This window comes from Brevundimonas sp., assembly GCF_031082345.1.
Classification (GTDB): domain Bacteria; phylum Pseudomonadota; class Alphaproteobacteria; order Caulobacterales; family Caulobacteraceae; genus Brevundimonas.
Map to the genome: position 1 here is coordinate 1 of NZ_JAVHLH010000147.1, position 7,152 is coordinate 7,152.

The 7,152-nt window shown below is 69.2% G+C and carries 6 protein-coding genes; 4 read left to right on the plus strand and 2 right to left on the minus strand.

The features are described 5' to 3' along the window. From RDU12_RS10215 to RDU12_RS10225, 3 genes are all read left to right on the plus strand, one after another. Window positions 1–1,330 (plus strand): autotransporter domain-containing protein (locus RDU12_RS10215; RefSeq protein WP_308684557.1); only part of this gene is annotated, 1,330 nt, incomplete at its 5' end. Between the two features lie 264 nt (window positions 1,331–1,594). Further along, a complete protein-coding gene (locus RDU12_RS10220) occupies window positions 1,595–2,215 on the plus strand; it encodes a M23 family metallopeptidase (RefSeq protein ID WP_308684558.1) in 621 nt (206 codons plus the stop codon). 65 nt (window positions 2,216–2,280) lie between these two features. Continuing rightward, window positions 2,281–4,575, plus strand: a complete 2,295-nt coding sequence (locus tag RDU12_RS10225) for an ATP-binding protein (RefSeq protein ID WP_300290366.1) — start codon at window positions 2,281–2,283, stop codon at window positions 4,573–4,575. A 10-nt stretch (window positions 4,576–4,585) separates the two neighbouring features. Here RDU12_RS10225 and RDU12_RS10230 read toward each other — a convergent pair whose 3' ends face one another. After that, window positions 4,586–4,795 carry a hypothetical protein gene (locus RDU12_RS10230; protein WP_300290368.1) on the minus strand — a complete coding sequence of 70 codons (210 nt, stop codon included), beginning with the start codon at window positions 4,793–4,795 and terminating at the stop codon, window positions 4,586–4,588. Between the two features lie 11 nt (window positions 4,796–4,806). After that, window positions 4,807–6,087 (minus strand): isocitrate lyase, encoded by a 1,281-nt coding sequence (gene aceA / locus RDU12_RS10235; RefSeq protein ID WP_300290370.1) that lies wholly within the window; start codon window positions 6,085–6,087, stop codon window positions 4,807–4,809. A 155-nt stretch (window positions 6,088–6,242) separates the two neighbouring features. Between aceA and RDU12_RS10240 the strand changes: the two genes are divergently transcribed. Further along, on the plus strand, window positions 6,243–7,152 hold a 910-nt coding region (locus RDU12_RS10240; protein WP_308684559.1), incomplete at its 3' end, for an ImmA/IrrE family metallo-endopeptidase.

The following is a 7,152-nucleotide window of genomic DNA, read 5'->3' on the forward strand; positions in this document are numbered from 1 at the left end:
CATCAACTTCATCGTCAACTCGGTCGCCGGCGCCGGCGCCGGCACGATCCTGGTCACCAATCTGCCGCGTATGGGAATCACGCCGGGATTCTCGGCCGGCAGTATCGGAGCCTCCGGCTCGGCCCTCGCCGACTTCTCGGGCACGACGTTCAACTCGGCCCTGGTGGCCGGCCTGTTCGGGGTCGCCGCGGCGAACCCGAACTCGAACATCATCCTGATGGACCTCTACAAGATCAGCGATCCACTGGCGGGCAACCCCGGCCTGTTCGGCCTGACCAACGCCAGCACCGCCTGCTTCAACGGCGTCACCGTCTGCGCCGACCCGGACAGCTATCTGTACTGGGACAGCGTGCACCCGACCGCGGCGGGCCACCGCCTGATCGCGATGCTCGCCAACGACTACCTCTATTATGGCGACCTCGGGGCCCAGTCGACGGTCCAGGCCGAGACCGGCTTCCGTCAGCGCGAGGACCTGCTGGATCTCGCCAGCGAGGGCCTGTCGGCGCGCGGAGCCTGGGAGCCCGGGACCCATCTGACGTTTGGGGCGCTGTACGACAGCGTCGAAACCGACGCGCGCGGCGTCGTCGCCGCGGCCGACGCCACCGGCTGGGGCGGACGGGTCGGCCTCGACCACGTCATGTCGGACACCATGCGCTTCGGCCTGGCCGGAACCTTCCGCACCGCCGACGTCGAGGCCGGGCCGATGGCCTTCGACGTCCAGACCTATGCCTTCGACCTCTACGCCGGCTGGCGTTCGGGCGCGATGTTCGTCAACGCCACGGTCGGCGGCTCGATCGACAAATACGACGACATCACCCGCGTCACCGCCCTGGCCCCGATCGTCCACAGCGGCGAGACAGACGGCGGCAGCCTCGGCGCCCGCGTGCAGGCGGGGACCTGGTTCGAGATGGGCGGCATCGCCCTGTCGCCCCGCGCCGCGCTCAACTTCGTCTCCACCGACGTCAACGGCTATGTCGAGCAGGGCGTGGCGGCCCAGTATCAGTACGAGGACCGCACCGTCGAAGGCGCCAGCGGCGAGGTCTCGCTGCGCGCCGAAGGCGGCGACGACGGCCTGAATTTCTGGGTTGAGGGCGGCTATCGCGACACCTTCGGCGACAGCCGCGACGCCGTCCGGGTCGGCATCGCCGGCAACCCGGCCCAGGTGTTGTCGCGGGCCTTCGACGATCCGTTCGGCGGCTCGCTGATCGCCTCGGCCGGCCTTGAGGCCGATGTCGGACCCGGCACGGTGTCAGTCGGCTATCGCGGCCGGTTCGGCGACGCCGCGGACAGCCATGTCGGCGCGATCACCTTCCGCGTTCCGCTGCCGTAAAAAGCCGCGGATATCCGGATCAGGCGCGCCGCTTTCGGGTGGCGCGCCTTTTTCGCGCCCGGGGATTTTGTTGAAATCGCATGGATTTTTACGGCGGCGCTGCGACCTCCTGTCGCCCCGGGGGAACCTTTTCGGCCCCAAAGTCGCCCCGCCCGGCCCCTAGACAAGCCGTTCTCCCGGTCGCCGGCCGTGAGCGTCGCTGTTCGCGGCCCGTCGGCGCCTTCACTGCTCAACTGAGCCGAAAAGACGGAGCTGACGCCGCCCATGCGACGCCTGTTGCCGACCGCCCGGTCGTTTCTCATCCATTCCGGCCAGGCCGCCGCGCTGGCCGCGGTCGCCGTGCTGGCCATGGCCGCCGCCCCAGCGTCCGAAGTTCCGGCCGCCGCCGAAGCTGAACTGCCCGTCCCCGAAGCGCCGCCGGTCACCGCCGTCGCCCGGCCGGCCGGTCCGATGACCCGCCTGATCGCCTTTGCGACCCCGTTGAAGGGCTACGCCGTCAACTCGGCCTACGGCCTGCGCCGCCTCGCCGGCGAAGCCGCCGCCCGCCAGCACAAGGGCATCGACATCGCCGCGCCGCGGGGCACCAGCATCTTCGTCGCCAGCGAGGGCGAGGTGGTGCGCACGGGCTATGACGCCGCCGGCTACGGACGATTCATCGAGGTCCGTCATCCGAACGGCATGAGCACCCTTTACGCCCACCTGAGCCGGGTCGACGTGGCCCGCGGCGATCGCCTCGGAAGCGGCGAGCGTATCGGCCTGGTCGGCTCGACCGGCCGCTCCACCGGTCCGCATCTGCATTTCGAGGTCCGCCGCGACCAGACCCAGGTCAATCCGACCTCGGTGCTTGGGCAGGCGTTCGAGATCGAGGTTGAGGCCGCCGCCTAGGGCGCAACCCCAGGCCACGGTTTCTTCACCCCTTTGCTGGATGCTGTCCGGTCAAGAGGGGTGATTTGGACCGTATCCTTTACTGCCTGACGATCATGCACGACTGGCGATGGACGCTGGCGGCCGTCGTCCTGTGCGTCTTCGGGATCGGCGCCGCCTTCCGGCTGCTCACCGGGGCCCGCACGCTCCACCATGCGCGCAGGCGCGACGTCGCCGCCCTGGGCGCCGTGGTCGGCGGCGTGGCCGCCTTCTCCACCCATTTCGTGGCCATGCAGGGCTATGACGCCGGGGGCGAGGTCCGCTACGGCCTGATCCTGACCCTGACCTCGCTGGTTCTGGGCGTCGGGGGCGTGGCGCTCGGTTCCGTCATCCTGCTCGGCGGAAACCGCCGTCTGCACCGCGGGCTCGGCGCGCTGGCCGGCGTGTCCGGCGTCGCCGCCACCCACTTCATCGGCGTCGCCGCGCTCGAACTTCCGGGGCGCGCCATCGTCTGGGATCCGGTTCTCGCCGGAGTCGCGTTGGTCGGCGGCGTGGCCATGGCTGTGGCGACGGGCGCGGTCGTGTACGGCAAGGGCGCGGCGCGCTTCGCGGCGACCTGCGTCACCGGCGCCCTGTCCATCATCATCCTGCATTTCATCGCCATGAGCGCCCTGACGATCACGCCCGACCCGGCGGGAGCGGCGGCCGCCCTCGGGCCGACCCTGTCCGCCTCGGCCATGCGGGCCGTGCTGGGCGTGCTGATCGTGGGGCTCCTGGCCGTCGCCGGCGTCATCGCCTGGATGGGCTATTTCTCGCGCTCCAGCGCCCTGAACCAGATCCGGGAGGCCATCGACGCCATGCCCGACGGCCTGGCCTTCTTCGACGCCGAGGATCGGCTGGTGCTGTGGAACAATCGCTACGACGAGGTGAACCCGGAGCTGTCGTCCAACCTCCAGATCGGCATGACCTTCCGCGAGATCATTCAGATCGGACTGAACGAGGGGCTGTACGCCGAGGCCAAGGGCCGCGAGGCGGCGTGGATCAGCGAGCGGATGGAGTCCCGCCGCGCCCTCTCGACCATGATGGAGCAGCGCATCGCCGGAGACCGCTGGCTGCGCGTGGCCGACCGCCGCACGGCGGCCGGGGGCATCGTCACCGTCTGCACCGACATCACCGATCTGAAGAACGACGCCCAGGCCCTGGTCGACGCGCGCGACGCGGCCCAGGCGGCCAACGCCGCCAAGAGCCAGTTCCTGGCCAATATGAGCCATGAGATCCGCACGCCGCTGAACGGCGTCATCGGCCTGGCCCAGGCGCTGGCCAACACCGGCCTGACGTCGCAGCAGGCGGAAATGCTGGAGTTGATCCAGTCGTCGGGACGGACGCTGCAGGTTCTGCTCAGCGACATTCTCGACCTGGCGCGCGTCGAATCCGGACGGCTGGAGCTGGCCGAAGAGGCGTTCGATCTCGGGCGCGCGGTCCGTGAGGCCGCCCAGCTGTACGAGGCGTCCGCGCGCGACAAGGGGCTGCAGTTCTTCGTCGAGATCGCGCCCGAGGTCGACTGCTGGATCACCGGCGACCTCGTGCGCCTGAAGCAGATCCTGACCAATCTGGTCTCCAACGCCGTCAAATTCACCAGCGAGGGTTTCGTCAGCCTGACCGCGGCGCCCGGCCCCGCCCGGGATGGCGTCCCGACCCTGCGCTTCTCGGTCGAGGACACCGGCATCGGCTTCGACGGCCAGACCCGCGACCGCCTGTTCAGCCGCTTCGAACAGGCCGACGGCGCCATTACCCGCAAATTCGGCGGCTCGGGTCTCGGCCTCGCCATTTCACGCCAGCTGGCCGAGATGATGGGCGGCGATCTGGACTGTGAAAGCGAGCCCGGTGGCGGGTCGGCGTTTATCCTGACGGTGCCCTTCAGGACGGCCACGGCGTCTGCGACGCCCGCCGCCGGAGTGGACGAGGCCGAGGGCGGAACCTCCGGCGCCGTCCGGGTGCTGCTGGCCGACGACCATCCCGTGAACCGCCGCGTGGTCGAGATGGTCCTGGCCCAGGCCAATGTGACCCTGACCTCGGTCGAGGACGGCGCCCAGGCCCTGCAGGCGATCCGCGAAGGCGACTACGACCTGATCCTGATGGATATGCAGATGCCGGTCATGGACGGGCTGACGGCGACGCGGGAAATTCGCCTGCACGAGGCGGCGATGGGGCTGAGCCGGACGCCGATCGTGATGCTGACCGCCAACGCCCTGCCGGAGCACGTCCGCGCCGCCGAGGCCGCGGGCGCCGACCGTCACCTGCCCAAGCCGTTCAACGCGGCCGAGCTTCTGAATCTGGTCGTCGCCCTGCCCCGGGCCATGGCCAAGTCGATCGCCGCCTGACCGACCTCGCCTATTCGTAGCCGTGCGCCGCCTCGTTGATGACCTGCGAGGGCATCGACGAGAAATCCACCGCGACCGGGCGTCCGGCCTTGGCCTGAAGCGTCTTGATGACGTGCTCCAGACGCCGACGGACCTCACCCTCGGCCTCGGTCTGGCTGTCCAGGTTCAGCGGGGCCAGACAGAAGTCGATGATGGCCTGGGGACGGGTGATCGGTTCCATGGGGTCTCTCCTTATTCGGCCGCGACGAACTGGGCGGTTTCGGTCGAGTCCTTGAGCGCGGTGGTCGAGGACTGGCCGCTCGAGATGACGGTCGCGACCTGGTCGAAATAGCCGGTGCCGACCTCGCGCTGGTGACGGGTGGCGGTGTAGCCGGCCGCCTCGTTGGCGAACTCGCGCTGCTGCAGCTCGGAATAGGCCGCCATGCCGCGGTCACGATAACCGCTGGCCAGTTCGAACATGCCGTTGTTGAGGCTGTGGAAGCCGGCCAGGGTCACGAACTGGAATTTGTAGCCCATGGCCCCCAGCTCGCGCTGGAATTTGGCGATGGTGGCGTCGTCCAGCTTGGCCTTCCAGTTGAACGACGGCGAGCAGTTGTAGGCCATCAGCTTGCCGGGGTGTTCCTTCTGGATCGCCTCTGCGAAGCGTCGGGCGTCGTCCAGATCGGGGTGCGAGGTCTCCCACCACAGCACGTCGGCGTATTTCGCATAGGCGAGGCCGCGGGCGATGCAGTGGTCCAGACCGGTACCGGGCTTGAGACGGAAGAAGCCCTCGGGCGTCCGGTCATCCCGGTTGATGAAGGGATGGTCGCGCTCGTCGACGTCGGAAGTGATCAGCTGGGCGCTTTCGGCGTCGGTGCGGGCCACGGTCAGGGTCGGGGCGCCCATGACGTCGGCGGCAAGCCGCGCCGCGATCAGGTTGCGCTCGTGCGCCTGGGTCGGGATCAGCACCTTGCCGCCGAGGTGGCCGCATTTCTTCTCGGAGGCCAGCTGGTCCTCGAAATGGACGCCCGCGGCGCCCGCCTCGATGAAGGCCTTCATGATCTCGAAGCTGTTCAGCGGGCCGCCGAAGCCGGCCTCGGCGTCGGCGACGATGGGCACGAACCAGTCGCGCTTGGCCCCGCCCTCGGCGTGCTCGATCTGGTCGGCGCGCTGCAGGGTGCGGTTGATGCGGCGGCACAGCTCGGGCGCGGCGTTGGCCGGGTACAGCGACTGGTCCGGATACATGGCTCCGGCGGTGTTGGCGTCGGCGGCGACCTGCCAGCCCGACAGATAGATGGCCTTCAGACCCGCGCGGACCATCTGCATGGCCTGATTGCCGGTCACCGCGCCCAGCGCGTTCACGAACGGCTCGTCGTGCAGCAGCTCCCACAGCCGGTTGGCGCCGCGCTCGGCCAGGGTGTGGGTGATCGGCACCGAGCCACGCAGCCGACGGACGTCCTCCGGCGTATAGGGCCGTTCGATGCCGTCGAAGCGGCCGACGGGCGACGGGACGAGATGGGCGAAGCTGGTCATGGTCAGTGTCTCTGCACGGTTGCGGCCGGGCGCCACAGTTCATGCAGAGGGAAACACGCCGAAGTCACGAATGACACAGTCAGGATGACGAGAACCGTGTCGTTTGGTCATGATATGACACTTGCTGTTAAGTCATTTTGTGACATTCTTCAGCCATGGAAGTGACCGCCGACCGCAAGCTGTTCCTGGGAGGCCGCCTCAAGCGGCTGCGGCGCGACCTGGCGCTGACCCAGACAGCCATGGCCGGCGACCTTGGCGTTTCCCCAAGCTATCTCAATCACATAGAGCGCAACCAGCGACCGGTTTCGGCCCAGTTGCTGCTGCGCCTCGCCGACACCTACGATGTCGACCTGCGCACATTCGGCCCGTCCGGAGGCCCGGCGACCGAGTCGGAACTGGCCGAGGCCTTCGCGGACCCCCTGTTCCAGGGTCTGCCCGTGCCGCGCCACGAGATCGTCCAGATGGCCGAGGATCAACCGGCCGCCGCCGACGCCCTGCTGCGTCTCTATCGGGCCTTCGCCGACCGCCGCGCCCGCGATCGGGCCGAGGCCGACGTTGCCGGCGGCGCAGACGACGGCAGTCCCGCCGACTGGGTCCGGGAATACGTCCAGGGCCGCCGCAACCATTTCCCCGAACTGGACGCCCTGGGCGAGACGCTGGCGGACGCGCTCAGCAGCGAGACGCCTGCGGAGTCCTTTGAAACCCGGGCCCGGACGCGCCTGCTGTCGCGCCATGGCCTGTCGGTCCGCACCCTGCCCGTCGAGGTGATGGTCGAATGGACCCGCCGGTACGACCCCCACCGCAAGCGCCTCCTCCTGTCCGAGACCCTGGGCCCCTCCTCCCGCGCCTTCGCCGTCGCCTTCCAGCTGGCCCTGTCTGAACACGACGCCGAACTGACCGCCCTGACCGACAGCGCCGCGCCGCCCGACGAGCCGACGCGGCGACTGTTGAAGGTGTCCCTGACCAACACCCTCGCGGCCGCGATCCTGATGCCCTACGCCGCCTTCCAGCAGACGGCCGAAGCGACGGGCTACGACCTCGCCCGACTTCAGGCTCGTTTCGGCG